A 25227-nucleotide genomic window follows, 5' to 3' on the forward strand; every position below is an offset into this window, starting at 1 on the left:
CGGCGCCGGGCTTGGGGTCTAGGGTCCGGTCTGCTCCGTGACGCGTCGGTACGCGGCGCGGGCGTGGAGCAGCCGGGCCGCCGCCGTACCCACGAGCACGGCGGTCAGCAGGCAGGTCAGCCAGAACGCGTCGCGCTGTCCCGTCCAGGTGAGGGTGCCGGCGGGCGGGATGGCGAAACCGTTGAGGAACAGCCAGCACAGGACCGCCGTGCCCGGGGCGGCGGTGAAACGCGCGCGCAGACCCAGCAGGGCGGCGAGCAGGGACAGGACGGCCAGGGCCAGGGAAGGGCGGTTCGGGCCGACGAACGCGTTGAGGAGTTCCACCAGCGCCAGCGCGCCACCGCAGGCCGCGGCCCACACCAGCGGGGTCGCCACGGGCCTGGGTACGGGCCGCACCCCCGTGCTCAGGGACACCCACTCGACCATGCTCGACCTTTCCCTCGGCTGCCCTTCCGCGGTGATCGCCCCTCTTGCCGAATCAGGGCCAAGTGGGCGAAGGTCCGGTTCCGGATGCTCGTTAGGGTGTCATCAAAGTCTGGCCGGAGAAACGTGTGATTGAGACAGGGGGGCAGCCGTGGGTGCTGCGCGGATGAGCAGTACGCCGTTGCCGGGCATCGGGGTGCGGTACGACCTGGTGACGCGGGAGCAGCGGCCCCTGTCGGTGGTGGCGCATCGGGACGGGTCGCGGACGCTGTCTGCGTACCGCAAGGACGATCCGGATGCGTGTGCGTTGTCGGTGCGGCTGACGTCCGGTGAGGCGGAGGCGCTGATCGATGCGTTGATGCCGGCGCATCACAGTCCGAGTCTGCTGTCGACGACCGAGCTGGGTCTGGTGGCGGAGCGGATCGAGCTGGCGGCCACCTCGCACTGGAACGGCCGTCATCTGGGGGAGACGCGGATGCGGACCGAGACCGGGGTGTCGATCGTGGCGGTGCTGCGGCGGGCGGAGGCGATTCCCTCGCCGGGGCCGGACTTCCGGCTCGCGGGCGGGGACACGCTGATCGTGATCGGGACCCGTGAGGGTGTGGACGCGGCCGCGGCCATCCTCGGCCGGGAGTGACTCCTTCGCGCCTGTTGTCGCCCCCGCCGCCCCTTCCCTTTCCCGTCCCCTGGGGGCTCCGCCCCCAGACCCCCGTATCGGCCCTGGACGGGCCTCGTCCTCAAACGCCGGACGGGCTGAAAGAACCGGGCTCGCTGACAAGGGCCGACGGTCTGGAAGGGCCCTGGCGGGATGAAAGGGCCCGGGTGGGCTGAAAAGGCCGGGTGGGCTAAAAGGCCTGGGCGGGCCGAAAAGGCCCAGGCGGACTGAAAGGCCTTGGCGGACTGAAAGGCCCTGGCGGACTGAAAAGGCCCGGGCGGGCTGAAAAGGCCCAGGTGGGCTGAGAAGGCGCCCTACCTGTTCGCCGGCACCGTTTCCGGCTCGGTTGTCGTGGGTGTGGGGGCCGGTGTGCGGTGACGGTGGGGGGTCAGGCGGTGGGCCAGGGGTTCTGTCCAGCGGGCCGCCAGGGGGCCCAGGACGACCAGGATGAGGACGTACGCCGTGGCCAGGGGGCCGATGCGGGGCTCCACGCCTATCGCCAGGCCCGCGATGACGATCGAGAACTCGCCGCGGGCGACCAGCGTGCCGCCCGCTCGCCAGCGGCCCTTCGTCGAGATGCCCGCCCGTTTCGCGGCCCAGTAGCCCGTGGCGATCTTCGTCAGGACCGTCACGCCTGCCAGGGCGAGGGCCGGGAGGAGGACCGGGGGGATGTCGGACGGGTCGGTGTGGAGGCCGAAGAAGACGAAGAAGACCGCGGCGAAGAGGTCCCGCAGGGGGGTGAGCAGGCTGTTGGCGCCTTCCGCGACCTCGCCGGACAGGGCGATGCCGACCAGGAACGCGCCCACGGCCGCCGAGACCTGGAGTTGTTGGGCTATCCCTGCGACCAGCAGGGTGAGGCCCAGCACCACCAGGAGCAGCATTTCCGCGCTGTCGGACGACACGGCTCGGCTGACGAGCCGGCCGTGGCGCAGGGCGATGTAGAGGACCGCGCCTACCGTGGCCAGGGCGATCAGCAGGGTGATCGCGCCGCCGGCCAGGCTCACGCCGGCCAGCAGGGCGGTGAGGATGGGCAGGTAGACCGCCATGGAGAGGTCTTCCAGGACCAGGATGCTCAGGATGACCGGGGTCTCGCGATTGCCGATGCGGCGCAGGTCGCCGAGGACTTTCGCGATCACGCCCGAGGAGGAGATCCAGGTGACGCCCGCCAGCGCGACGGCGGCCACCGGGCCCCAGCCGAGCAGCAGGGCCAGTACGGCGCCCGGGGCGGCGTTGAGGACGAAGTCCACGGCGCCGGAGGGGTACTGGGTCTTGAGGTTGGTGACCAGTTCGGAGGCGCTGTATTCCAGGCCCAGGAGGAGGAGTAGGAGGATGACGCCTATTTCGGCGCCGGTGGCCACGAACTCCTCGCTGGCCTGCAGCGGCAGGATGCCGCCGTGGCCGAAGGCCAGCCCTGCCAGCAGGTAGAGGGGGATGGGCGAGAGGCCGACGCGTCCGGCGAGGCGGCCCAGCAGGCCCAGGGCCAGGATGATGGCGCCAAGTTCGATGAGCAGGGCGGTCGTGTGGTGCACGGGCGTCGGTCCTCCGTCGGTCGGAAGGCGGGCGGTGCGACACGGCACGGGTGCGTCGGCGGGTGCAGCGGCCGTAGTTCGGCCCACTGCTCGACATCATTCACGGGTGAGTAACCTCGGGCTCAACAGAGCGTAAGAGCCCAGTAAAGTACTTCAGCTTAACCAAAAAGGCGAAGATCGCCACAAGATGAGCGCAAGCCCCTGAAACCGGCTTCAGGTGGGGAGGCGGGCGGGCGAGGCCGGGCGTATCGTCCAGATATGGGTGGCGTGCGGCCGGAGCGGGTGTCCGCCATGCAGCACCCCGTAGAGGCTTCGTCCGGTGCCGACGCCGGAGCCGTGGTACCGGACTCACTCCTGACCGACGTCGTACGGGACACCGGGGCGTCGACGGCCTTCCTGTATCTGCTGCCCCCGGGGGAGCGGGTGCTGCGCATGGGGCTGGCCTCCGGTATCTCCGAGCAGATCGCCGCACCCTGGGCCCGTATCCCGCTCAACGCGGCGATCCCGGTGGCGGACGCCATCCGCGAGCGGCGCTGGATCTGGCTGTGCGACCAGGAGGAGACGGCGCGCCGCTATCCCCGGCTCGGGGTGGTCCTGCCGTACGACTTCATGCTCCTCGCGGTCCCGATCACGGGCCGGGGCGTGGTGTGGGGCGGGCTGGTGCTGCTGTGGCCCGCGTGGCATCCGCCGCGGCTGAGCTCGGCCGAGCGGGAATCGATCGCCCGGTGCTGCCGGAGCGCCGCGAAGCTGTGGCGGGGGGCCGTCGACAGCGGCCGTCCGCTGCCGCGACTGGAGCGGCCGCGGCTGCTTTCGGCGCCCCGGCCCAGCGACATCGACCCGGCCCAGGCCATCGCGGCGCTGGGCTTCACCGAGCGGTTGCCGATCGGCTGCTGCGCCCTGGACCTGGACGGGCGGCTGCTGTTCATCAACGCCGCCGGGGCGGAACTGGTGGACGCCGACGCCGCCTCGCTGCTGGGCCACCGCCCGTGGGAGGTGCTGGCCTGGCTGCAGAACCCGAGGGTCGAGGAGCGGTACCGCGCGGCCGTGGTCGCCCGTCAGCCGATCTCCTTCACCGCGCGGCGGCCGCCGGACACCTGGCTGTTCTTCCAGATGTATCCCGGCGACAGCGGCATCAGCGTGCACATCACCCCCGCCGACGGGGAGCCGCCCGGCGCCCAGGAGGAGACGCGGGTGAGGCCGGCCGAGCCGGTCTCCGCGAACGGGCTCTTCCACCTGACGCACTTCGCCACCGCCCTCACCGAGGCGGTCGGGGTGGAGGACGTCGTGGAGCTGGCCGCCGACCAGATCGTGCCCGCCTTCGGCCCCCGGGCGCTGGCGCTGGGGACCGTGCACGAGGGCAGACTGCGGATCGTCGGACACCGCGGCTACAGCGCCGAGCTGATGGCCCGCTTCGACGGCATGTCCCTCACCTCCGACACCCCCGCGGTGCGGGCCGTCAACACGGGCATGGCGACGTTCTTCCCCTCCTTCGCCGATCTCAAGAGGGCGTACCCGAGGGCGGTGCACCAGGACGGGATGGCCGCCTGGGCGTTCCTCCCCCTCATCGTGTCGGGGCGGCCGGTGGGCTCCCTCGTCCTCGGCTACGACGCGCCCCGCCCGTTCCCGCCCGCCGAGCGGGCCATCCTGACCTCCCTGGCCGGACTGCTCGCCCAGGCCCTGGACCGGGCCCGCCTCTACGACACCAAGCACGCCCTCGCCCACACCCTGCAGACGGGACTGCTCCCCCGCGCCCTGCCGCAGATCCCCGGGCTCGCGGTCGCCGCCCGCTACCGGCCCGCCGGGCGCGGCATGGACATCGGCGGCGACTTCTACGACCTCATCCCCGGCGCCCCCGCGACGGCCACCGTGGCGATCGGTGACGTCCAGGGCCACAACAGCACCGCCGCCGCCCTCATGGGACAGCTCCGCACGGCCGTCCGCGCCCACGCCACCGCCGGGTCCTCACCCGGTGAGATCCTCGCCCGCACCAACCGGCTGCTCACCGACCTCGACCCCGGTCTGTTCGCCAGCTGCCTCATCGCCCAGCTCGACCTGGAGCACGGCCGGGTCAGGCTGGCCTCCGCCGGACACCCCCCGGCCGTCCTGCGGCGGCCCGACGGCGCGACCGATGTGCTCCGGCTGCCGCCCGGCCTGCTGCTGGGTATCGTCCCGGACGCCGACTACGCCTCCACCGAGACCGCCCTGCCGCCCGGCGCCGTCCTCGTCCTCTACACCGACGGCCTGGTCGAGAAGCCCGGCACGGACATCGACGACGCCATCACCACGCTGGCCCGCCGGCTCTCGACGACACCGCCGTACGACCTGGACACCCTGGCGGACACCCTGCTGCACCACGCCGAACTGCTCTCCGCCCCCCGCCTCGACGACATCGCCCTGCTCCTGCTGTGCCCGCGGCACACTCCCTGACGCCCCGCTACCTCGCGGCGCCCGCGGCCTTCGTCCTCGGTGCCGTCGACCGGGGGAGCAGGGCCGCCGCGACCAGGCCCAGGACCGCGATCGCCGCGAGGGTGATCATCGACGCCGCGTAGGCGTGTTTCGTGAGGCCCGACACCAGGATGGTTCCGGCGACCGCTGTACCCAGGGACGAGCCCAGGTTGGAGACGCTGCGGGAGAGGCCGGAGATCTCGCCCTGCTGATGTTCGGGGAAGCTGGACTGGACGATGTTGACCGACGGGGTCAGCATCACGCCCAGGCCGAGGCCGATCAGGAGCAGGCCCGGGGCGAAGGCCCAGGGGTTCGGGGTGCCCGCGACCAGGGCCAGCAGGACGCCGATTCCGGCGGCGGTGAGCAGGAAGCCCGCCATGACCAGGGTGCGCTGGGCCCGCCGCTCGGCCAGCCGTTCGGCGGCCAGGGACGAGGCGAGCAGGCCGAGGGTGGCGGCGGTGAAGATGACGCCCGTCTCGATCGCGTTGTAGCCGCGGACGACCTGGAGGTAGGTCGCCACCACGAAGGATGTGCCCATCAGCACCAGCCACTGGACGTTCTGGGTGATCAGACCGAGGTTGGAGGTGCGGTTACGGAAGAGGGACGGGGACAGCAGCGGTTCCTCCCCCGCCCGCTCCTTGGCGCGCGCCGACCGGAAGAACCACACGAGGACCAGTGCGCCGCCCACCATCAGGCCCAGCGTCAGCCACCCGTTGTTGTCCGCCGCCAGTACGCCCATCACCACGAGGATCAGGCCCGCCGCCGACAGCACCGCGCCCCGTACGTCGAAGGGCCGCTCGGGGTCCGGGGGCAGCGGGTCCTCGATCTTGCGGCTGAGCAGGACGATGCCCGCGATCACCAGGGCCTGGAAGACGAAGGCCGCCCGCCAGGACAGGCCCCAGGTGATGAGCCCGCCGATCAGCGGACCGGCGGCGGCCCCGATGCCGCCGAGCCCCATGATCACTCCGAAGGCCCGGGCCCGGGAGGTCGTCTCGGTGAACAGCAGCGTGGTGAGGATGTAGACGGGCGGGATGAGCAGGGCCGTGCCGACGCCCTCCAGGATCGAGTTGCCGAGGATGAGCACGCCCAGACCGGGGGCGGCCGCGCTGAGCAGGGCGCCGATGCCGTAGATCACCAGCCCGGCCAGGAAGCACCGTTTGCGGCCGTAGCGGTCGGTCAGTTTGCCGCCGGGGATCATCAGGGCCGCCATGACCAGCAGGAAGACCGTGATCGCGACCTGCACGCCCTGCACCGTGGTGTCGAGGTCCTCGCTGATGTCGTTGATCATCACGTTCATGTTGGAGCCGGCGAAGCTGCAGATGAACTGGGCGAGGGCGAGTGGCAGGAGGACCCCGGACGTCCCCGGGCCGGATGTCATCCCGCTGCCCCGGACGGCACGGCCGTCATCCGCTCCGCCGCCGTGTCCAGCTGCTCGTCCAGCGCCATGGCCGCGGCGACCAGCGCGAGGTGGGTGAACGCCTGCGGAAAGTTGCCGAGCTGCTCACCGGACGGGCCGAGTTCCTCCGCGAAGAGGCCGACGTGGTTGGCGTAGGTCAGCATCTTGTCGAAGGCGTAGCGGGCCTGGGCCAGCCGCCCGGCCCGCGCCAGGGCCTCCACGTACAGGAAGCTGCACAGGTTGAAGGTGCCCTCGGAGCCGCGCAGGCCGTCCGGGGAGGCCGCCGGGTCGTAGCGGTAGACGAGGCTGTCGCTGACCAGTTCCTCGCCCATGGCGTCCAGCGTGCTCAGCCAGGACGGGTCGCGCGGGGAGAGGAAGCCGACCCGGGGCATCAGCAGCAGCGAGGCGTCCAGCACGTCGGCGTCGTAGTGCTGCACGAACGCCTCCCGCTTCGGGTTCCAGCCCCGGTCGACGATCTGCTCGAAGACGGCGTCCCGGGCCTGCCGCCAGCGCGCCAGGTCCGCGGGCCGGGACTGCCGGGCCGCCACCCGGATGCCCCGGTCGAAGGCGACCCACGTCATCAGCCTGCTGTAGGTGAAGTCCTTGCGGCCGCCGCGGGTCTCCCAGATGCCCTCGTCGGGCCGGTCCCAGGACTCGGCGAGCCAGTCGAGCATGGAGGCGAAGGAGCGCCAGCCCCGCACGTCCGCGACCGCGCCGCCGCGCGCGAGGGCGTCGGCGGCCTCGCCGTAGATGTCGAGCTGGATCTGGTCGGCGGCCCCGTTGCCGATGCGCACCGGGGACGAACCCCGGTAGCCCTCCAGGTGGTCGAGGATCTCCTCGGGCATCCGCGGGTCGCCGTCGACCCGGTACATGATCTGCAGCGGCTCGCCGGACGCCGCGCCCCCGGCCGCCAGCCGGTCGCGCAGCCAGCGCCGGAAGTCGTGGGCCTCCTCGGTGAAGCCGAGGTCGATCAGGGTGCCGACGGACAGGGAGGCGTCCCGGACCCAGGTGTAGCGGTAGTCCCAGTTGCGCTCGCCGCCCATCTGCTCCGGCAGCCCCGCGGTGGCCGCGGCGATCGGCGCCCCGGTCGGGGCGTAGGTGAGCAGCTTGAGAGTGATCGCCGACCGGTTGACCATGTCCTGCCAGCGGCCCCGGTAGCGGGAGGAGCGCAGCCAGCCCAGCCAGAAGAAGCGGCAGGCGTCGAACTCGCCCCGGATGGAGTCCCGGGACAGCGGGGGCGGCGCCGCGCCTCCGCTCGCCGCGCTGGTGAGCACGACCGCGGCGAACTCGCCCGCCGACAGCGTGAAGCGGGCGGTGAGGTCACCGGCGTCCTCGTGCAGCACGGCGGGCTTGCTGACCTGGAGGTGCAGGTCCAGGCCGGGGCCGTGGAAGACCGCCGAGCCGGTGTCGACGTGCTCCAGGGTGTGCGCGGCGCGTCCGTAGTCGAAGCGCGGTCGGCACACGAGGGTGAAGGGCAGGGTGCCGCGCACCACCCGCACCACCCTGATCAGGCGGTGCCGGTCGGTGGGCGCCGCGCCGGTCAGCGGCGGCATGAAGTCGGCCACCTCGCCGACCCCGTCCGGGGCCATGAACCGGGTGATCAGCACCGCGGTGTCCGACAGGTACAGCTGCCGGACCGTGAGACCGGTCCCGTCGGGGAGGTCGGCGGCGAGACGGCAGTAGCCTCCCCGCTCGCTGTCGAGGAGGGAGGCGAAGACGCTGGGCGCGTCGAAGCGGGGGGTGCACCACCAGTCGACGGTGCCCCCGGAGGAGACCAGCGCCGCGGTCTGGAGATCACCGACCATGCCGTGGTCGGCGATCGGCGGGTAACGGTCCACCAGATGCCTCCTTCCCCACGGGCCCGCGGGCCGAAGGGCCGGCCCGCACACCGAGGGCTTGCCTACAGAGTGCGCCCGGACGGACCGGGGCGCACTCCGTGGCGATCAGGCCCCGGGCCGCGGGATCAGCAGGTGCCCTGGATCCACTGGTTGGACTCGCCCTGGTCGTTGGCGATCGGGTCCCACTTGTTGCCCCAGCCCTTGTCCAGGCAGAAGGACTTGCCGCTGTAGTTGTTGTCCGAGTAGACGACCACGGAGCTCCACGAGGTGCCGGTGCCGTTGTTGAACCAGGAGGAGTCCTGGTGGGCGATGTAGGCGTTGATGGTGCTCGACCAGACGGGGTTGGAGTGCTTGAACTCGGCGATGCCCCATCCGTCCTGCTGGTAGTTGATGCCCCTGTACACGCACAGGGACCCGGACGGGCAGTTGCCCGGGTTTTCCCGGCTGTAGGTCGGCTGGGTGCCGTCCGCCTGGGCGGTGGTTCCGGCGATCGGGATCAGGGCGGTGGCCAGGGCCAGCCCGAGCAGGGCGCGCTTGCGCATACGCATGGAGCTCTCCTTGTACACGTGGGTTCCCAGTGGGTTGTCCCAGTGGGCTTCTCGTGGGTTCTTGTGGGTTGCTTCCGGCGGCATGCCGGGTTCGGTGGGGGCTCAGCCGGTCTCGGTGACCGTGCGGGCCCAGTCCAGCGCGGTGGTGACCGTGCGGGTGTAGTAGCGGGTCTGGCGGGCGTACTCGTGCCGCGCGGCGTCCCGTACGTGCTCCCGCTGCAGCCGGGTGCCGGTCCTGGACAGCCCGGCCGAGCGGTTGCACTCGGCGTCGGCGACCGCCACCTCCACCTCGCGCTCGCGCGCCTGCTCCGGGGTGCGGGAGTTGTTCTCCTTCGCCACGGCGCCGACGGCCCGCGAGGTGTCGGGGTAGTCCAGGCCCCGCTTCCTCATGCAGGCGCGCCAGTCGGCGAGGGCCTCGGTGTAGCGCGGTTCCGCCACTACGTCGTCGTAGGTGACGTAGGCCAGGTTCACCACGGTCGCCTTGGCCTCGGTCCACTTGCGCAGATCGCCGTAGAGCGCGCGGCGGGCGTCGGCGCGACAGCCGTCTGCGGCGGTGAAGATCTCGCCGCGGCCGGGCGCCGGGACGACGATCGCGTCGGGCTTCGTGCCGTTCAGGGCGCGCTCGTACGCGGCCAGGCGGGACGGCGTGAGGGTGGCGAGGTAGCGGTCCTGGGAACTTCTGGGCGCCGCGGACTTCCCGCCCCGGTCGCCGCTGCCGGCCGCGTCCGCCAGGCCGTACCCGTGCTTACGGGCCCAGTCCACGTCGTCCAGCCCGAACCGGCGCTCCGGTACCTTCGCGCGCGGGGCGGCCGGATCGAGCCGGTACTGGAAGCCCGCCTCCCGCATGCACGCGGCGATCAGCCGCTCCTCCGCCTCGCCGAGCAACACCCGCTCGGCGTCGGTCAGTTCGGTGCGCAGGGAGCCTTCGGCCCTTCCGTCCGGGGTGTCGGCGGCGGAGCAGGCGGTGACGAGCAGCAGGCCCGTCACGGCGAGCGCCCGGAGCAGATCCTTTCCGCCCATCGGGACTCCTCATCTCGTCGGTCTCGATCTCGTCGGTCTCGATCTCGTCGGTCTCGGTCTCGTCGGTCTCGGTCTCGTCGGTCTCGCTTCGACGCTGCGGAACGTATCCGCCTCGAAGGCGCCCGCGTCATCCGGAAGTTCACGGGATGACAGCTCGGAAGGGGCTGCGGTAGAGCCGGGCCGGCGCCCCCGGGTCTCCGTCAACTTGCGGATGTCGTACGGCTGATGGGCCGCCGTAGCGTCGGCCGGTCACCCACGGCCCGAACGAGAAGGAGCCCCCCTGTGACCCGTACGACCGCCCGGTCCCGGCGCCGGTCCGCCTGCGCCCTCACCGCCGCCCTCGCCGCCCTCGCCCTCGGCCTCGGCGGCGCCCCGCCGGCCGCCGCCGGCCCCGACCCCGCCGGGCAGGTGGAGGTGCCCGCGGGGGTGAGCGCGGGCGTCGCGGTCTTCGACCGCACGACCGGGACCTTCACCGAACGGCACAACGAGCACCAGAAGTTCCGCTCGGCCTCCGTGGTGAAGCTGCTCATCGCCCTCGACTATCTGCGCACCCACGACCCGCGCACCCTGCCCGCCGCCGACCGCACCCGGCTCGACGCGATGCTGCGCCGCAGCGACGACGCCGCCGCGAGCCACTACTGGGCGCTCGGCGGGCGGACCGCGATCGTCGACCGCTCGGTGGCCCGGCTGGGGCTGACCGACACCGACCGCCCGCCCGCCGGGTACGAGGACTACTGGGGCTATGTGTCGCTGTCGGCCGCCGACACGGTACGGATCTACCGGTACCTGCTGGACACGGCCGAGGCTCCGGTGCGGGACTACGTGATGGGCAATCTGCGCCAGTCCACGCGCTGTGGCGCCGACGGCTTCGACCAGCACTTCGGCATCCCTGGCTCCTTCGAGCGGCCGTACGCGGTGAAGCAGGGCTGGTCGGGCTTCGGTGCCTCCGGCGACTGCGGGCCCAAGCCCGCGGCGAGCAGGACCGCGCGGGCCGCCGCCGGGGTCGACCTCACCAAGGAGGCCCTGCACACCACCGGCACCGTCGGGCAGGACGACCGCGCCATCGTCGCCGTGTTCACCCTGCACCCCGACGGCACCCCGTACGGCTCGGCGTACACCGCCGTCAACCGGCTCACCCGCTCCCTCGACGTGCCCGGCGCCGTCCGCCCGGAGGGGACCTGGGTCGGCACCTGGGGCTCGGGAGTGAAGGTCCGCCCCCGCCCGACCACCGTCGACTCCGCGCCGCTGACCTCCCTGCCGGCCGGGGCGGAAGTGCTGGTGAGCTGCCAGAAGCAGGGGCAGGAGGTCAGCGTTCCGCCCTACACGAACACCTGGTGGGCCCATCTCCCGCAGTACGGCGGCTACATGACGAACATCTACCTTCGTTCACCAGGCAACCAGCTCCCCGGCGTGCCCCTCTGTTCCTCGTAGAGGACACTGGCGAGCGGCCACTTCACCACCCACCGGAGTGCCGCTCGGCCAGGCCGATTTCGGGGGAGGGAAGTCTGCCGATGAGCGGCATTCTGATCCATGTGCCATCAGCGCACCGCACGGAACAACCGACCACCCTGCGTCTGGGACCCGGGGAGTCGGCACGCTTCGGCCGGGGCTCGGCGGCCCGTCCGGTCGAGCTGGTGCTGCCCGACCCGGCGGTCTCCCGGCTGGCCGGGGAGATCCGGGTCACCGAGGACCACTGGCAGCTCACCAACTACTCCACCAGCCACAGCTACCTGGTGGAGAACCCGGAGGGCGCCGGGGAGTACCTGCGCGTCCCGCCGCGCCGGTCGGGGGCGCCGATCCCGTTCGAGTTCGCCCGGGTGGTGCTGCCCACCCGGGGTTCGACGGTGAGCTTCCAGGTGTTCGCGCCGGACCACGTCTATCTCGACGCCGACGATCCCGGGGGCGCCTGGGGGACGCGTACGGTCAACGCGTACTCGCTGGACGAGACCGCCACGTACTTCCTGGTCCTGGTGGCGCTGTGCGAGCCGCGGCTGCGCGACGAGTCGGCGGTGAGCGTGCCGACCACCCCGCAGATCGTGGAGCGCATCCGCAACCACCCGGGGCTGTCGAATCTGACCGCGCGGGCGGTGACCGCGCACCTGGACTACCTGGCCGAGCAGAAACTGCGCCTGCGGGGCGAGGCGGAGGGTACGGCCCGGCGCACCGGAAAGCGGGAGGCCGTGGTCGGGGTCGCGCTGCGGTTCGGGCTGGTGCGCGAGGAGCATCTGGCGCTGCTGCCGTCCCGTACGGCCGAGCCGGCGGGGGGTCGTCGATGAGCACGACGGGCGAGAGAGCGCTGCACATCCCCGCGGGCCTGCGGGTGGGCCGCTGGGAGGTCACCGAGCCGATCGCCGACGGCGGCTGGGGGCGGGTGTACGCGGGCCGGGACACCGAGGAGCCGGACGGACCGGCCGTCGCGCTGAAGTTCCTGCCGGTGTCGGGGCTCGCGCCGCGGCGGGCCGAGCGGCTGGCGGAGACCGCGCGGCGGGAGATCGAGTTCGGCACCCGGGCCCACCATCCGCGCCTGATGCGGCTGCTGGACTCCGAGGTGCTCGACGAGACCGGTGTGCCCGGCCTCGACGGTGCCGTCGTCCTGGTCATGGAACGGGCCGGGGGCAGCCTCCAGGACCTCCTCGACGCCGCCGACGGCAGGCCCCTGCCGGAGGCGGACCGGCTGCTGACCGAGGTCTGCGAGGGGCTGGCCCATCTGCACGGGCTGGGCTGGGTGCACGGCGACCTGAAACCGGACAACGTCCTGATCATGGCGGACGGTTCGGCGCGGCTGTCCGACTTCGGGCTCACCGCCGAACTGGACGGCACCCGCGGCACCCACGGCTACATCCCGCCCCTCGGCTCCCCCGACTACCTGCCGCCCGAGCGGTGGCGGGCCCCGCTGGACGAGCGCGGGGTGCGGGTGCGGACCACCGCCGACGTGTGGGCGCTGGGCGTGATGATCCACCAGGTGTTCACCGGGGGTGCCTCGCCCTTCCCCGGCGCCACCTTCACCTCCCGCGCCTCCGCGGTCCAGGAGTACGCCGAGGGCCGGGCGCCGCTGCGGCTGCACGCCGTCGTACCGGAGTTCTGGCGGGCCCTGGCCGCCGACTGTCTGCTGCCCACGCACACCGAGCGCGCCGCGCACACCGCCGAGAGCCTGCTGGAGCGGGTCCGGTCCGCCGGGCACGGCCAGGAGCTGCCCGCCGCCCGGCCGCGCAGGAGCAGACGGGCGGCGGCGCTGACCGCCGGCGCCGCACTGGCCGTGCTCGGCGCGGGCGGTGTCACCTGGGAGCTGTGGGACTTCGGCGCGGGCGGCTCCGGCAGGAACTCCGGGCGTACGGCGCAGCCGGTGCGGCTGACCGTCTACAACGCCGACGACACCTGCCGGCCCCGCGACGACCAGCACCCGGAGTGCAGCCTCGGCCTGGCCGTCGACCCGACCGAGGCATACGTCCTGGACAACACGGTCCGCACCCGGGTGTGGCACGGCGACCGGCTGACCGCGGAGTGCGTGCTGGAGCGCGGTGTCCCCGTCACCGACGAGGCGGGCGTCCGCTCGTCGACGTGGTTCCGGGTGCGGCTGCCCCAGCCCGAGAAGGGCGCTCAGAACGTACGGACCACCGCCTGGCTGCCCGAGGCGCGCACCCGGGACAAACCCGCGCTCCCGGCCCTGCCGGCTCAGCACTGGTCCCTGACGCCGCCGGTCTCGTCGCCCTTGAGGTAGATCGCGCTGACGTAGCCGACCCCGCCCGCGTTCAGGGGCAGGCGGACCCACTTGTCGTTGGTGATGCCCTCGTCGGTGATCCTCTCGCCGACGACCCAGCAGTGGGCGGGGTAGGTCTGGCCGGGGTAGACGACGCTCTTCTTCTCGCACGAGGTCGAGGCGCAGGCGCGCACGTTGGCCTGCGTCCACGCCGTCACCGTCGTGCCCCCGCCCCCGCCGCCACCGCCGGGGGTGCAGGGCAGGCCGACGCCGCGGTCGCGCAGGTAGGGCACCGGGTCGATGCCGCGCACCGAGGTGGAGGTGCCGACCCGGACCCTGAGGTGGAGGTGGGATCCGGTGGACTCGCCCTCGGAGCCCATCAGGGCGATGCGCTGGCCGGCCGTGACGCGCTGACCGACGGAGACGTCCCGGTGGTACATGTGCCCGTACTCGGTCACGGTGCCGTCGGGGTGCAGGATGCGGATCCACTGGCCGTAGCCCTGGGCCGGTCCGGAGGCGATGACCTCGCCGGGGCCGACCGCGTAGATGGGCGTGCCGCGGTTGTTGGCGATGTCGACGCCGTCGTGGGAGCCGCTGTAGCCCTGGGTGACGACACCGGCGGTGGGACAGGAGGCGGTGTACGCGGCGGCGGCCCGCGGTGCCGCCTGCGGTGCGGCCGCATGACCGGGGGCGGCCGCCGCGAGGGGGAGCAGCAGGGACGCCGCGGCGGTGAGGCCGGTCCGCAGCCTTCTGCCGCGCAGACCAAGACGCATGGGTTCCTCCCGGGGGACAGCGAGTGGTGACGAGTGGTCGGACTCGGACGCTAGCGGTGCGCAAGGCCCGCACGGCATCCGGAAGTTTGCGGAGAGACGGTGCCCGGCCCGGCCGGTAGTCCTGGACCGTCGTCCGCATCAACGAGGGGGGAACCCGTGCGTGTCGCATCCCTGCGGGCCCGGTGGCGTGTGCCGCTGTGGGCCACGCCGATCGCGTGTCTGCTGCTCGTCCTGACCGGCCTCGCCGCACCGCCGGCCGACGCGCGGGAGCCGCGGAGCTGGCGTATCGACCTGGCCGGGCCGGAGGCGGACGAGGGCAACGTCGTCCGCCGTTCCGGCGGCATCACCGTCGAGGACGACCGGCACCGCACCCCGTCCGAACCCGGGCACTCCCACGCGGTGTTCACCTCCCCCGCGCAGGGACTCGATCGGGAGCTGACCACGTTCACCGTGCGCACCGACGCCGGTGTTCCCCGGGGCACGAAAGTGCTGACGGAGATCCGGGGCAACGGCCGTACGGGCACCTGGACGCAGTGGCAGACCGTGTCCGGCTCCGCCCCGGTCGCGCTCCCGCGGGCCGTCTCGCTGCTCCAGGTCCGGCTCACCCTGCTCGGCGTGCCCGGGGGTGCCTCCCCGACCGTCCGCTCCGTCACCGTGAAGGCCGCCGCCGAGCAGCGGGCCGCGCCGCGCACGCCCCGTGCCGCGTCCGGTCCGACGTACCGGCTCTTCGCGACCCGGGAAGGGCTGACCGGGCAGACCACCGCCAACGGGCATGTCATCCAGCCCCGCGACCACTTCGTGGCGCTGCCCTCGCGGCGGATGCTGGCGAGCAACGGCGGGCACGAGTACCGGGTCAGGCTCTGCTACCGGGGCCGCTGCGAGACGGCGCCCGTGTGGGACGTGGGGCCGTGGAACACCCGCGACGACTACTGGAACCCCTCCTCGCAGCGGGAGATGTGGAAGGACCTGCCGCAGGGCACGCCCGAGGCGCAGGCCGCGTATCAGAGCGGCTACAACGGCGGGCGCGACGAGTTCGGGCGGCGGGCCGCCAACCCGGCCGGCATCGACGTCGCGGACGGCACCTTCTGGGACGGGCTCGGCATGACCGACAACGACTGGGTGGACGTCACCTTCATGCCGGACGGCGGGGGCGAGTCCACGACGGTGACGGCGTGGACGCAGGCCAACGTGCGCGCCTGCGCCTCGACCTCGTGCGAGAAGAAGAGCGTCGTCTACCCCGGCCAGACCTACCCCGCCCACTGCTGGGTCGTCGGCGAGAGGATCACCGACGAGGGCATCACCAACGACAAGTGGGTCCGCCTGCCCCTGAACGCGGGCGGGGTCGGCTACGTCAGCGCGATCTACCTCAAGGGCGACGAGACCGGCGGCGTCAGGGACCGCTGCTCCTGAGGGAGGTCGGCTCGGCGACGACGGCGTTGTCCGGGGTGAGCGCGCAGGTGTCGGTGACGGTGACGCCGTCCGTTCCGGTCAGCTCCACCTCGACGGCGCCGCTGGTGTCCTTGCTGTAGGCGATCGAGCAGATCAGCTGCTGCCGGGCGACACGGTTCAGGGGCCCCACGCCCAGCGGCAGCCGGGCCGCGACCCGGCCGTCGATGGGTTCGCCGACCTCGGTCTTCCCCTCGAACCTGTCGGGCAGGGCGGTCGTCAGACCGGCGGCCAGGTCCTCCTCGCTCGGCCCCAGGAGCAGATCGACGACGACCCGGTCCGTCGGCGGACGGACCGGTTCGGGTTCTCCGTCGACGAGCAGGTGCGCGTACCGGATGACGGGGTGCAGCCGTCCGTCGGCGCTGGGGAAGAAGAGCAGCAGGTCGGACCTGCTGTTGACGAAGGCGTCGATGCTGGCGGGGCCGCCCGCCTCGATGACGTCGCTCTCCTGGATGCCGCAGCCGCCCAGCAGCACCGCGGCCGCCGCGGCGACGCCGACGCCGACCCCCGTGCGGCGCCCGCGCGCACGTCTCATCCCCCGGCCCCCTCCGCGTGCAGCGGTATGACGACGGTGAAGACGGCGCCCCCCTCGGGCCGGTTCCCGGCGGTGATCGTGCCGCCGTGCAGCTTCACGTTCTCCTCGGTGATCGCGAGCCCCAGACCGCTGCCCGCCGAGCGGGTACGGGCCGCGTCCGCCTTGTAGAAGCGGTCGAAGATGTGCGGGAGTACGTCGGGGTGGATGCCGGACCCGCTGTCCGCGACCTCCAGGACCAGCGCCTTCTCCTCGGGGGCGGTCAGCCGCACGGTGACCGGGGCCTCGCCGTGCCGCAGGGCGTTGCCGACGAGGTTGGCGACGACCAGGTCGAAGCGGCGCGGGTCGAGCCGGGCGCGGATGCCGTCGGGCAGCTCGGTGACGACCCGGCCGTCGGTCCAGTGGCGGCTGAGCAGGGTCTTGCGGATGGTCTCGGCGACATCGACCTCGTCGGTGTTCAGGTCGGCGGCGCGGGCGTCGAACCGGGAGATCTCGATGAGGTCCTCGACGAGCACGGCGAGCTTGCCGGTCTCGGCGCTGACCAGGCGTACCGCCCGCGCGGTGTCGGCGTCGAGGTGGTCGGCGTCCTCGTCGAGGACCTCGGTGACGGCGAGCATCCCGGCGAGCGGGGTGCGCAGTTCGTGGCTGACGTCGGAGGCGAAGCGGCGGGCGCGCTCCCCGGCCTCGCGCAACTCCGTGACGGAGCGCTCCAGTCGGGCCGCGGACTCGTTGAAGGTGCGCGCCAGGTCGGCGAGTTCGTCGCTGCCGCGCACCTTGATCCGGGTGTCCAGTTGCCCGCTGCCCATGCTGCGGGCGGCCTTTCTGAGTTCGCGCACCGGGCGCAGCACGCTGCGGGCGGCGATCAGGCCGGGGATCAGCGCGATCACCAGGCCGGGAAGGGCGCCGTCCCGGGCGGCCAGCATCAGGGCCTCGACGTTGACCTGCTCGTCGGTCATCGGCATGACGGCGTACATGATGACGCCGCTCGGTACGGAGGTGTCCGGGCCGAACCGGGCGACGGTGGGCATGGCCATCGTCAGGTAGGGGACGCCGTCCTTGACGACCCGCTGGAAGCTGCCGCGCGGGTTGGCGCGCGCGGCGCGGCGCAGTTCCGGGGTGATGACGGTGGACTCCCGGTTCTCGCCGGAGGAGGCGCGGATCGACCCGTACTCGGCGAACACCACCCAGGGGTGTGGGCGGCCCCGGCGGGCGATGCTGCGCAGCATGTCCTCCATGGCTTTCTGCCCCTGGGGGGGCAGCCCGAAGGCGGTCTGCTGGACCTGGTCGCGGAACGAGGAGACCGCGGTGTCCTGCGCGGTCTGGAGCACCGCGTTGCGGGCCTCGCGGTAGGTCAGGGCGGCGGTCGTGCCGGCGCTGACCGCGGCCACCACCAGGAAGGCGAGCAGCAGCCGGGTGCGCAGCCCGAAGGCGCGGGCGCGCAGCGGGACCGTGCGGGGCCGCCCGGCCTGTTCGCCGGGGTGCGGGTCGGCGGCGGTCACAGCGGCCCGAAGCGGTAGCCGAAGCCCCGCAGGGTCTGTACGTAGCGGGGCCGGCCGACCTCGTCCTCGATCTTGCCGCGCAGCCGGGCGACACAGGCGTCCACCAGCCGGGCGTCGGCGTGGTAGCTGTGCTCCCAGACGTGCTCCAGCAGTTGCTGTCTGCTGAACACCTGCTCCGGGGCGGACGACAGGTGCAGCAGGAGCTTCAGCTCGGAGGGGGCGAGGGCGAGCGGCTTGCCCGCCTTGGTGACGGTCAGCCCGACCCGGTCGATGGTCAGCTCGCCGTGCGTCTCCAGGGCCGGGCGGCCCGGCCCGCTGTCGACCAGGCGGCGCAGCACGGCCCGGATGCGGGCCTCGATGACCTCGGTGCGGGCGGGTTTGACGATGTAGTCGTCGGCCCCGGCCTCCAGTCCGATGACCACGTCGAAGTCGTCGCCGCGCGCGGTGAGCATGATGATCGGCAGCTGGCTGCGCTCGCGGACCTGGCGGCAGACCTGGACGCCGTTCATGCCGGGCAGCATCAGGTCGAGCAGCAGCAGGTCGGGGCGGAACTCGGCCATCGCGGCGAGTCCGGCCTCGCCGGTCGCGGCGGCGCGTACCTCGTGGCCTCGGCGGCGCAGTCCGAGTTCGACCCCTTCGCGTACGGAAGGGTCGTCCTCGATGAGGAGCACGCGGGGCATCTGCGGTTCTCCCTCGGTGGTCAGGTCAGGTCCGGGCCGCTCTGCGGCGCGCCTTGGCGAGCAGGGCGTCGAGTTCGGCGAGCTTGAGCGGACGGGCGAGCAGGGCGAAGGTGAGGATGACGGCCAGGGCGCCGGCACCGGTGGAGACCACCGCACCCGCCCGCTCGGTTCCCACGGCCGCGAAGTGGGCCAGCGCGGTGGCGGGGACGGCGGCCATCAGCAGCCGTACGTGGGTTGCGGCGGCGGTGGAGCGCAGCGGCCGGTTGGCGCCCAGGCGCCGGGCCAGCACCCGGGCGGTCACCGCCCAGCCGACGCACAGCGCCAGCGAGTACGCCGCCGCCATGCCGGGTACGGCCCAGCGGGCGGGCAGCAGGTGGGCGGCGGCCACGGACAGTCCGGCGTTGCAGGTGACGATGACGAGGTTCAGCAGGAACGGCGTACGGGTGTCGGAGAGCGTGTAGAAGGCGCGGGAGAGCACGTACTGGCCGGACAGGGCGATCAGGCCCGGCGCGAACGCCATCAGGATCCCGGCCATGGCCGCGGTGTCGGCGGCGCTGGTGCGGCCGTACCCGAAGACCAGGGCCATCATCGGGTGGGCGAGCGCGAACAGGGCGCAGGCGGCCGGGACGACGGCGGAGCCGCAGACCCGCAGCGCGTGGGAGACGTCGCGGCGTACGGCGCCGGTGTCGCCGTCGGCGGCGGCGGCGCTCATCCGGGGTATCAGCGCGGTCACCACGGAGACGGTGATGATGCCGTGCGGGACGACCCACAGCAGGTAGGCGTTGTTGTAGGCGCCGAAGCCGGGTCCGCCCGCCAGGCCGGCGGTGGTGGCCAGGCGGGTGGTGACCAGGTACGCGGCCTGGTTGGCGAGGACGAGGAGCACCAGCCAGAACGCCGCGCGCAGCGGGCGGGTCAGTCCGCTGCCGCGCCAGTCGAAGCGGGGCCGGAAGCGGAAGCGGGCCGCGCGCAGGGCGGGCAGCAGGGCGAGGGCCTGGGCGGCGATCCCGGCGGTGGTGCCCCAGCCGAGGACGGCGGTCTCGGTGGCGGTGAGGGTGTCGCCGCCGCCCAGGGCGAACGCCAGGTACAGCCCGAACACGCCCATCACGACGAGGTTGTTGAGCACCGGCGCCCACATCATCGCGCCGAACCGGCCGCGCGCGTTGAGGACTTGGCCGAGCAGCGTGAACAGGCCGAGGAAGAAGATCTGCGGCAGGCAGTAGCGGGCCAGGGCGACGGTCATGGCGGCCTGTTCGCCGGTGTAGTCGGTGTAGGCGTCGACGATCGCGGGCGCCGCCCACACCGCGGTCGCGGTGATCGCGAGCAGCGCGAGCACGCAGACCGTGACCAGCCGGTCGGTGTACGCCCGTCCCCCGTCGGCGTGTTCCTTGGCGGCCTTGACCAGCTCGGGCACGAAGACCGCGTTGAGGGCGCCGCCGAGGAGCAGCATGTAGACGATGGTGGGCAGGGAGTTGCCCACCGCGTAGCCGTCGGCGGTGGGGCCGATGGTGCCGATGGCCGCCGCGACGACGGCGGAGCGGGCGAAGCCGGTGGCGCGGGCGACGATCGAACCGGCGGCCATGACGGCGCTGCCGCGGGCGGCGGAGACCGGCTTGGCCTTCGTCTCCGTCGCTGCCGTGTGCGTCACCGGCGGTTGAGGTACGCCTGGAAGGCGCGGTAGAGCGTGTGGTTGGCGCTGCCGGCCAAAGGTTTCTCCCATTCCCCCAGCGTCTCGACGACGTGTCCCCCGGTGCCGAGCTTCCAGCGCAGCAGTCCGTACTCACGTTCGTCCGGATCGAGTGTGGAGGGTACCCCGCGCATGTCGTACACATCGGCGCCCTGGGCGTGGGCGTCCAGCAGCATGCGCCACTGCAGGGCGTTGGAGGGGCGGACCTCGCGGCGGTGGTCGGCGGAGGCGCCGGTCTGGTACCAGCAGCGGCGGCCCACGGTGATCATCGTGTGGGCGGCGAGGATCTCCCCGCGGTGCCGGGCGAGGTAGAGCTTCATCCGGCCGGGCTGCTCGGCGTTGAGGGCGGCGTACTGGCGCTCGTAGTAGGCGAGCGACCGCCCGAGCCGGAAGCCGTCGCGCTGCTCGGTGATGGCGAGCAGCCGGTAGAACTCGGGCAGGTCGGCGGCGCTGCCCACGGTCACCTCCACGCCCTCCTTCTGCGCCCGGCGGACATTGCGCCGCCACTCCTGGTTGAGCCCGGACCACAGGTCGTCGGTGCCGCGTCCGGCGAGCGGTACGTGGAAGACGTGCCGGGGCTGGGCGTCGCCGTCCTTGTCCTCGCCGCAGCGCCGCCAGCCGCGGGCGCGCAGCCGTTCGGCGACGGCGGTGCCGAGCGGGTCGACCTCGCTGGCCAGCACGTCGGAAAGGCGCCGGCCCGGTCCGGCGAGCGGCTTGAGGTGGGCGGCGTCCCAGCGCCGGTACGCGGGCGACGGGCCGATGCGCACGGCGAAGGCGCCCGCCCGGCGCAGATGGTCCAGCAGCGGCTGGAGCCAGCCGTCGACATCGGGGTCGTTCCAGTCGGCGACCGGTCCCTCGGGAAGGTAGGCGAAGTACTTGCGGGTGCCCGGGAACTGGCGCAGCAGCACCAGCGCCACCCCGGTCAGCCGCCCGGCCTCCGGGTCGGGACCCCAGCCGAGGAGCTGGGAGCGCCAGCCGTCCTTGACGTCGGCCCAGGACGGGCACTGCAGGAATCCGGCGCCGAGCGCGGCACCCTCGGGGGAGGCGAGGAAGGCGCGGTAGGTCTCGGGGGTGACGGGACGCAGAACGGTGCCCGGGTTTCCCGCTTGCTGCGGGCGGCTGGGCGGAACGAGCAGCGCTGACACGGCGTTTGCCTCTCCTTCTCCCCGGACCTGTCGCGGGGTCGGAAAGGATGCTCACAGCGGGCCGTGACCGCCCCGTCCGGCGAATGTGACGGGACCATGACCATTGCGCACCAGAGGCCGTCATCTACCGCCGGAGGGAACTGACCTCGGGTTTTCCCGCTCTACAGTCACGACATCCACCGATTTTGTCGCTCCTTGCGGAGGCCCCGTTGTCACGCATACGTGTACTCACCCATGCCCGCACCGCAGTGGTGGCCGCCGCCCTGCTGGCACCGCTCACCGCCACCGCGTGCTCCTCCGGCTCCTCCGACTCCGCCGACGGCAAGGGCGGGTCGGGCGGCGGGGCGGACCGCCCGGTCACAGTCGCCGTCACCCCCAAGGGCGAGCAGGTACCGGCGGGCGAGCCGGTGAAGGTTACCGCGGACGGCGGCCGGATCACCTCGGTGACCGTGACCGACGGCAAGGGCGGCGAGCTGCCCGGGAAGGTCGCCGCCGACGGCCGCACCTGGGTCTCCGCCCGCAAGGCGGTGCCCGGGGCGTCGTACACGGTGACCACGAAGACCCGCAGTGCGGGCGGCACCGTCAAGAGCAGCGAGGCCGCGTTCAGCACGGCCCCGGCCGAGAAGGTCAACAAGGTCGACTGGCGGCCGGGCGCCAAGTCCACCATGGGTGTCGCCCAGCCGATCTCCCTGGTCTTCGACCACCCGGTGAAGAACAAGGCCGAGGTGGAGAAGCAGTTGAAGATCACCACCTCCGACAACACCGAGGGCTCCTGGGGCTGGATCCAGGACTACTCCGGCCGCGACCGCGTGGACTGGCGGCCCAAGTCGTACTGGAAGCCCGGCACCGAGGTCACGCTGAAGGCCGAGCTGAACGGCACCGACTCCGGCCCGGACGGCGGCTGGTTCGTCCGCGACTACGACACCAGCTTCACCGTCGGCGCCGAGCAGATCGTCAAGGTCGACCTCGACAAGCACCAACTGACCCTGCAGCGGGACGGGAAGACGGTGCGCACCATCCCGGTCTCCGGCGGCACGCCCGGCGGCGACAAGCGCTCCTGGCGGGGCACGGCCGTGCTCATGGCCAAGGAGGGCACGATCAACATGAACTCCGAGACCGTGGGCCTCGGCAACGCCTACGACAAGATGGTCGACTACTCGATGCGCCTGACCTGGTCCGGCATGTACGCGCACGCCGCGCCGTGGAACGCCGCCTACTTCGGCAACTCCAACCACAGTTCCGGCTGCATCGGCATGAGCACCGAGAACGCCGCCTGGTTCTACGGGCAGGTGCGGCCGGGCGACCCGTTCGAGATCAGCGGCGCGGAGACCAAGGGGGTCGTCGCGCCCGGGAACGGCTTCGGCGCCTGGAACCTGTCCTGGGACGAATGGCAGCAGAAGAGCGCGCTGCGGTCGTAGGGCCGTGTGTGTCGGCCAGGACCGTGTTGTCCGGGAACTCCCCCGGAATTGTCCGTGATCTGCAACGGACGGATCCTCCGGCCCCCTTTCGTCGTCCTGGCAATTGGTCGCGAGGGGGCTCGGGATCAGTGGGGCATCAGGTGAACTTCGGGAAGGCGGGGCGGACATGGCGCGGCACGTGGCTGGACGGGGCTGGTACGGCAAGCTGGTCGGGGCGGCCCTCGGGGTGACGGTGCTGGCCACCGGCGCCTCGGTGTGGGCGGCGCAGGCCGGTGCCGCGGGGTCTCCGAAGGCCAGCGCGTCGGCCGCGCCCAAGGTCAAGGCCGTCGACAAGAGCATCGCCCACGCCTCCGACGCCGGGCCGCGCGGCGTCAACATCACCATCGACGACGGCCCCGACCCCGTCTACACGCCCCAGGTGCTGGCCCTGCTGAAGGAGAACGGCGTGAAGGCCACCTTCTGCATGGTCGGCACCCAGGCCCAGGCCCACCCCGACCTGGTGAAGAAGGTCGTCGCCGACGGACACCGCCTGTGCGACCACTCCGTGTCCCACGACACCACCATGGACCGGCAGTCCAAGGCCTACCAGAAGAAGCAGATCCTCGACGCCGAGCGCATGATCACCGAGGCGTCCGGGGGGGTACGCCCGATGTACTACCGCGCCCCCGGCGGCGCCTTCACCCCCTACAGCCGCGGCGTCGCCGCCTCCCGCGGCATGCGCCCGCTGGGCTGGAACGTCGACACCAAGGACTTCGAGCAGCCCGGCGCGGAGGCCATCGTCGCCACCGTGAAGGAGCAGGTGTCCAACGGCCCCACCATCCTGTTCCACGACGCGGGCGGTGACCGCGCCCAGACCGTGGAGGCCCTGCGCCAGTGCCTGCCCTGGCTCAAGGAGCAGGGCTACGCCTTCGGCTTCCCGGAGCGGTGAGCCGGCAGCACGCAGACCGTGTCGAGCCCCAGGACGTGATTGAGCCGCCCGAACGCCAGCCACGATCCCAGGCACATCGTCAGCTCGACGATCTCCGGCTGGCTGTAGTGCGCGGTCATCCGGGACCAGAACTCGTCGTCGAGGTGGTGGTGGTCGAGGGCGTAGCGTTCGGCGTATTCGGCGGCGAGCCGGGTGCGTGCGTCGAAGGCGTCCGTGGCGCGCCAGTCGGCGACGGCGTCGAGGAAGCCGTCCTCGACCTTCTCCCCGTCCCGGTCGGTGCGCCAGTCCAGGCAGAACAGGCAGCCGTTGATCTGCGCGATGCGCAGCCGGGCGGCCTCGAACTCGCGCAGGGCCAGGGTGGTGTGCTCGTAGACGGCCAGGGAGAAGGCCCCGGCCGCCGGGCCGATCCCGGGCACGAGCTCGCCCCAGACGTAGCCGAGCGGGTCGGCGCCCTCGGGAATGTCGATCCGCATGGTCACCTCTTCCCCAGCCGTCCCACGGCGGGCCGCAGCGGGACGTCGAGCGCGTCGTAGAGCCCCGGTTCCGCCTCCGTCAGCCAGTCGATGGCGTTGACCAGCCGCCCGGCCGCGGTCGCGTTGCCGCCGGCCGCCCGGTTCTCCCCCTCGTCCGTGGCCTCGACCGTGACCTCGATCCGGGGCCGCCCCTCGATGACCACCCGGTGCGCACCGGCCCCGCCGCCCGGCGGTACGGGCCAGTCCGGGGCGCAGGAGGGATGGATCCGTGTGACGTGCTCGACGACGATGCGCGCCTCCCCGCCCACCATGCCGCGCACTTCGAGCCGTACGGCGCCCTGGGTCCCGGCGGCGAAGTCCCCCATGCCGGGTGTCGTCACGTCCGCCGCCAGCTCGCGCCGCTCCACGACCTCCTCGATCCCGTCGAGCTCGGCGCCCAGCGCCCGCGCGATCATCCGCAGCTGCCCGCCCCAGATCATGCCCGGGATGCCCTCGGCGAGCATGAGCGGCTGGTAGTCGAGGGGATGCCCCATGCCGATGAGATCGCGGACGGCGTCCGGCTGGTCGTAGGTGGAGTAGTCGAAGATCTCCTGGGCCCGAACGACGTCGATCTGCGATCCCAGCCCGCTGACCAGCGCGGGCAGCACGTCATTGGCCCAGCCGGGATCGACACCGGACACGAACAGCGCCCCGCCCCCGGCCTCGGCGGCGTCCCGCAACGGCCGGCGTATCTCCTCCGGGGCGTTCACGCAGTCGTACATCCCGTACAGGGACGGCGTGACGACGACGGCACCGGCGCGCAGCGCCCGCGCGATGTCGTCGAGGGCCCCGTCGGGCCGTACGTCACCGGAGGCGGCGTAGACGAGGGCGCGGGGCGAGCGGGCGAGCACGCCGCTTGTGTCGTCCGTGGCGACCACCCCGAGCCGCCGTCCCAGTTCCGCCAGTTCACCGGCGTCCTTGCCGACCTTGGCGGGGCTGGACACCAGCACGGCCACCAGATCGAGCAGCGGATGCGCTACGACGGCCCGGATGGCCGCACGACCGACGTTCCCCGTACCCCAGACCACGGTGGGAATCATGCGCGGAGGGTAAGGCCGG

The 25227-nt window shown here is 72.6% G+C and carries 22 protein-coding genes; 8 read left to right on the forward strand and 14 right to left on the reverse strand.

From position 1 onward, the window contains the following. Nucleotides 1-18 precede the first annotated feature (18 nt). Nucleotides 19-426 (reverse strand): hypothetical protein, encoded by a 408-nt coding sequence (locus ACZ7L7_RS15175; protein ID WP_472076057.1) that lies wholly within the window; start codon nt 424-426, stop codon nt 19-21. Nucleotides 427-589: 163 nt separating this feature from the next. Between ACZ7L7_RS15175 and ACZ7L7_RS15180 the strand changes: the two genes are divergently transcribed. Next, entirely contained in the window at nt 590-1060 is a 471-nt protein-coding gene (locus ACZ7L7_RS15180; protein ID WP_471431126.1) for a cation:proton antiporter regulatory subunit, read from the forward strand. 332 nt (nt 1061-1392) lie between these two features. On the opposite strand, the gene ACZ7L7_RS15185 is transcribed toward ACZ7L7_RS15180, so the two are convergent. Next, a complete protein-coding gene (locus tag ACZ7L7_RS15185) occupies nt 1393-2607 on the reverse strand; it encodes a cation:proton antiporter (RefSeq protein WP_453606454.1) in 1215 nt (404 codons plus the stop codon). A gap of 291 nt (nt 2608-2898) precedes the next feature. Between ACZ7L7_RS15185 and ACZ7L7_RS15190 the strand changes: the two genes are divergently transcribed. Next, nucleotides 2899-5034 (forward strand): SpoIIE family protein phosphatase, encoded by a 2136-nt coding sequence (locus ACZ7L7_RS15190; RefSeq protein ID WP_472076059.1) that lies wholly within the window; start codon nt 2899-2901, stop codon nt 5032-5034. A 7-nt stretch (nt 5035-5041) separates the two neighbouring features. Here ACZ7L7_RS15190 and ACZ7L7_RS15195 read toward each other — a convergent pair whose 3' ends face one another. The 4 genes from ACZ7L7_RS15195 to ACZ7L7_RS15210 all read right to left on the reverse strand — a co-directional run bounded on the left by ACZ7L7_RS15195 (nt 5042) and on the right by ACZ7L7_RS15210 (nt 9854). Beyond that, nucleotides 5042-6430, reverse strand: a complete 1389-nt coding sequence (locus ACZ7L7_RS15195; protein WP_453606450.1) for an MFS transporter — start codon at nt 6428-6430, stop codon at nt 5042-5044. Continuing rightward, nucleotides 6427-8286, reverse strand: coding sequence for a glycoside hydrolase family 15 protein (locus ACZ7L7_RS15200; RefSeq protein ID WP_453606448.1), 1860 nt, complete (start codon nt 8284-8286; stop codon nt 6427-6429). Before ACZ7L7_RS15200 ends, ACZ7L7_RS15195 begins: the two co-directional genes overlap by 4 nt. A 125-nt stretch (nt 8287-8411) precedes the next feature. Further along, nucleotides 8412-8834 (reverse strand): peptidase inhibitor family I36 protein, encoded by a 423-nt coding sequence (locus ACZ7L7_RS15205; RefSeq protein ID WP_285515640.1) that lies wholly within the window; start codon nt 8832-8834, stop codon nt 8412-8414. Between the two features lie 102 nt (nt 8835-8936). Continuing rightward, nucleotides 8937-9854 carry a hypothetical protein gene (locus tag ACZ7L7_RS15210; RefSeq protein ID WP_285515639.1) on the reverse strand — a complete coding sequence of 306 codons (918 nt, stop codon included), beginning with the start codon at nt 9852-9854 and terminating at the stop codon, nt 8937-8939. A gap of 282 nt (nt 9855-10136) precedes the next feature. On the opposite strand from ACZ7L7_RS15210, the gene ACZ7L7_RS15215 reads away from it, so the two are divergent. The 3 genes from ACZ7L7_RS15215 to ACZ7L7_RS15225 all read left to right on the forward strand — a co-directional run bounded on the left by ACZ7L7_RS15215 (nt 10137) and on the right by ACZ7L7_RS15225 (nt 13572). Continuing rightward, the gene (locus tag ACZ7L7_RS15215; protein ID WP_471430983.1) at nt 10137-11285 is read left to right on the forward strand and encodes a serine hydrolase; all 1149 of its coding nucleotides are present in this window, start codon (nt 10137-10139) and stop codon (nt 11283-11285) included. A gap of 80 nt (nt 11286-11365) precedes the next feature. Then, nucleotides 11366-12130: a serine/threonine protein kinase gene (locus ACZ7L7_RS15220; RefSeq protein WP_285515637.1), complete on the forward strand. Its 765-nt coding sequence runs from the start codon at nt 11366-11368 to the stop codon at nt 12128-12130. Continuing rightward, nucleotides 12127-13572, forward strand: coding sequence for a serine/threonine-protein kinase (locus tag ACZ7L7_RS15225; RefSeq protein ID WP_472076062.1), 1446 nt, complete (start codon nt 12127-12129; stop codon nt 13570-13572). The genes ACZ7L7_RS15220 and ACZ7L7_RS15225 overlap by 4 nt, the downstream gene beginning before the upstream one ends. On the opposite strand, the gene ACZ7L7_RS15230 is transcribed toward ACZ7L7_RS15225, so the two are convergent. After that, nucleotides 13527-14324 carry a peptidoglycan DD-metalloendopeptidase family protein gene (locus ACZ7L7_RS15230; RefSeq protein WP_453606440.1) on the reverse strand — a complete coding sequence of 266 codons (798 nt, stop codon included), beginning with the start codon at nt 14322-14324 and terminating at the stop codon, nt 13527-13529. The two genes, ACZ7L7_RS15225 and ACZ7L7_RS15230, sit on opposite strands and share 46 nt — an antisense overlap. Before the next feature lie 156 nt (nt 14325-14480). Between ACZ7L7_RS15230 and ACZ7L7_RS15235 the strand changes: the two genes are divergently transcribed. Beyond that, nucleotides 14481-15734: an SH3 domain-containing protein gene (locus tag ACZ7L7_RS15235; RefSeq protein WP_285515635.1), complete on the forward strand. Its 1254-nt coding sequence runs from the start codon at nt 14481-14483 to the stop codon at nt 15732-15734. Here the strand turns inward: ACZ7L7_RS15235 and ACZ7L7_RS15240 are convergent. From ACZ7L7_RS15240 to ACZ7L7_RS15260, 5 genes are all read right to left on the reverse strand, one after another. Beyond that, nucleotides 15715-16305: a hypothetical protein gene (locus ACZ7L7_RS15240; protein ID WP_472076064.1), complete on the reverse strand. Its 591-nt coding sequence runs from the start codon at nt 16303-16305 to the stop codon at nt 15715-15717. The two genes, ACZ7L7_RS15235 and ACZ7L7_RS15240, sit on opposite strands and share 20 nt — an antisense overlap. Continuing rightward, complete coding sequence (locus tag ACZ7L7_RS15245) at nt 16302-17801, reverse strand: sensor histidine kinase (RefSeq protein ID WP_453606436.1); 1500 nt, start codon at nt 17799-17801, stop codon at nt 16302-16304. Before ACZ7L7_RS15245 ends, ACZ7L7_RS15240 begins: the two co-directional genes overlap by 4 nt. Continuing rightward, the gene (locus ACZ7L7_RS15250) at nt 17798-18481 is read right to left on the reverse strand and encodes a response regulator transcription factor (RefSeq protein ID WP_250753360.1); all 684 of its coding nucleotides are present in this window, start codon (nt 18479-18481) and stop codon (nt 17798-17800) included. Before ACZ7L7_RS15250 ends, ACZ7L7_RS15245 begins: the two co-directional genes overlap by 4 nt. Nucleotides 18482-18506: 25 nt before the next feature. Next, nucleotides 18507-20060 carry a murein biosynthesis integral membrane protein MurJ gene (gene murJ / locus ACZ7L7_RS15255; RefSeq protein ID WP_472076206.1) on the reverse strand — a complete coding sequence of 518 codons (1554 nt, stop codon included), beginning with the start codon at nt 20058-20060 and terminating at the stop codon, nt 18507-18509. 62 nt (nt 20061-20122) lie between these two features. Then, entirely contained in the window at nt 20123-21310 is a 1188-nt protein-coding gene (locus ACZ7L7_RS15260) for a lipid II:glycine glycyltransferase FemX (RefSeq protein WP_472076066.1), read from the reverse strand. Between the two features lie 209 nt (nt 21311-21519). Here ACZ7L7_RS15260 and ACZ7L7_RS15265 point away from each other — a divergent pair, with 209 nt between their 5' ends. Beyond that, on the forward strand, nt 21520-22728 hold the full coding sequence (locus ACZ7L7_RS15265; RefSeq protein WP_472076068.1) for a L,D-transpeptidase: 1209 nt from the start codon (nt 21520-21522) through the stop codon (nt 22726-22728). 166 nt (nt 22729-22894) lie between these two features. Continuing rightward, nucleotides 22895-23656 carry a polysaccharide deacetylase family protein gene (locus ACZ7L7_RS15270; protein ID WP_285515630.1) on the forward strand — a complete coding sequence of 254 codons (762 nt, stop codon included), beginning with the start codon at nt 22895-22897 and terminating at the stop codon, nt 23654-23656. Here ACZ7L7_RS15270 and ACZ7L7_RS15275 read toward each other — a convergent pair. Both ACZ7L7_RS15275 and ACZ7L7_RS15280 read right to left on the reverse strand, forming a co-directional pair. Further along, nucleotides 23629-24129 (reverse strand): carboxymuconolactone decarboxylase family protein, encoded by a 501-nt coding sequence (locus ACZ7L7_RS15275; protein WP_453606430.1) that lies wholly within the window; start codon nt 24127-24129, stop codon nt 23629-23631. The genes ACZ7L7_RS15270 and ACZ7L7_RS15275 overlap by 28 nt on opposite strands. 2 nt (nt 24130-24131) lie before the next feature. Continuing rightward, entirely contained in the window at nt 24132-25208 is a 1077-nt protein-coding gene (locus ACZ7L7_RS15280) for an NAD(P)H-dependent amine dehydrogenase family protein (protein WP_471593347.1), read from the reverse strand. Nucleotides 25209-25227 lie beyond the last annotated feature (19 nt).

It is taken from the genome of Streptomyces sp. NPDC110618 (assembly GCF_055657065.1).

What these genes read in the sequence shown, in the direction of transcription:
- ACZ7L7_RS15175 (WP_472076057.1), bottom strand. Translation starts at nt 426, where the DNA reads ATGGTCGAGTGGGTGTCCCTGAGCACGGGGGTGCGGCCCGTACCCAGG.
- ACZ7L7_RS15180 (WP_471431126.1), top strand. Translation starts at nt 590, where the DNA reads ATGAGCAGTACGCCGTTGCCGGGCATCGGGGTGCGGTACGACCTGGTG.
- ACZ7L7_RS15190 (WP_472076059.1), top strand. Translation starts at nt 2,899, where the DNA reads ATGCAGCACCCCGTAGAGGCTTCGTCCGGTGCCGACGCCGGAGCCGTG.
- ACZ7L7_RS15195 (WP_453606450.1), bottom strand. Translation starts at nt 6,430, where the DNA reads ATGACATCCGGCCCGGGGACGTCCGGGGTCCTCCTGCCACTCGCCCTC.
- ACZ7L7_RS15205 (WP_285515640.1), bottom strand. Translation starts at nt 8,834, where the DNA reads ATGCGTATGCGCAAGCGCGCCCTGCTCGGGCTGGCCCTGGCCACCGCC.
- ACZ7L7_RS15210 (WP_285515639.1), bottom strand. Translation starts at nt 9,854, where the DNA reads ATGGGCGGAAAGGATCTGCTCCGGGCGCTCGCCGTGACGGGCCTGCTG.
- ACZ7L7_RS15220 (WP_285515637.1), top strand. Translation starts at nt 11,366, where the DNA reads ATGAGCGGCATTCTGATCCATGTGCCATCAGCGCACCGCACGGAACAA.
- ACZ7L7_RS15225 (WP_472076062.1), top strand. Translation starts at nt 12,127, where the DNA reads ATGAGCACGACGGGCGAGAGAGCGCTGCACATCCCCGCGGGCCTGCGG.
- ACZ7L7_RS15230 (WP_453606440.1), bottom strand. Translation starts at nt 14,324, where the DNA reads ATGCGTCTTGGTCTGCGCGGCAGAAGGCTGCGGACCGGCCTCACCGCC.
- ACZ7L7_RS15240 (WP_472076064.1), bottom strand. Translation starts at nt 16,305, where the DNA reads ATGAGACGTGCGCGCGGGCGCCGCACGGGGGTCGGCGTCGGCGTCGCC.
- ACZ7L7_RS15250 (WP_250753360.1), bottom strand. Translation starts at nt 18,481, where the DNA reads ATGCCCCGCGTGCTCCTCATCGAGGACGACCCTTCCGTACGCGAAGGG.
- murJ (WP_472076206.1), bottom strand. Translation starts at nt 20,060, where the DNA reads ATGGCCGCCGGTTCGATCGTCGCCCGCGCCACCGGCTTCGCCCGCTCC.
- ACZ7L7_RS15270 (WP_285515630.1), top strand. Translation starts at nt 22,895, where the DNA reads ATGGCGCGGCACGTGGCTGGACGGGGCTGGTACGGCAAGCTGGTCGGG.
- ACZ7L7_RS15275 (WP_453606430.1), bottom strand. Translation starts at nt 24,129, where the DNA reads ATGCGGATCGACATTCCCGAGGGCGCCGACCCGCTCGGCTACGTCTGG.
- ACZ7L7_RS15280 (WP_471593347.1), bottom strand. Translation starts at nt 25,208, where the DNA reads ATGATTCCCACCGTGGTCTGGGGTACGGGGAACGTCGGTCGTGCGGCC.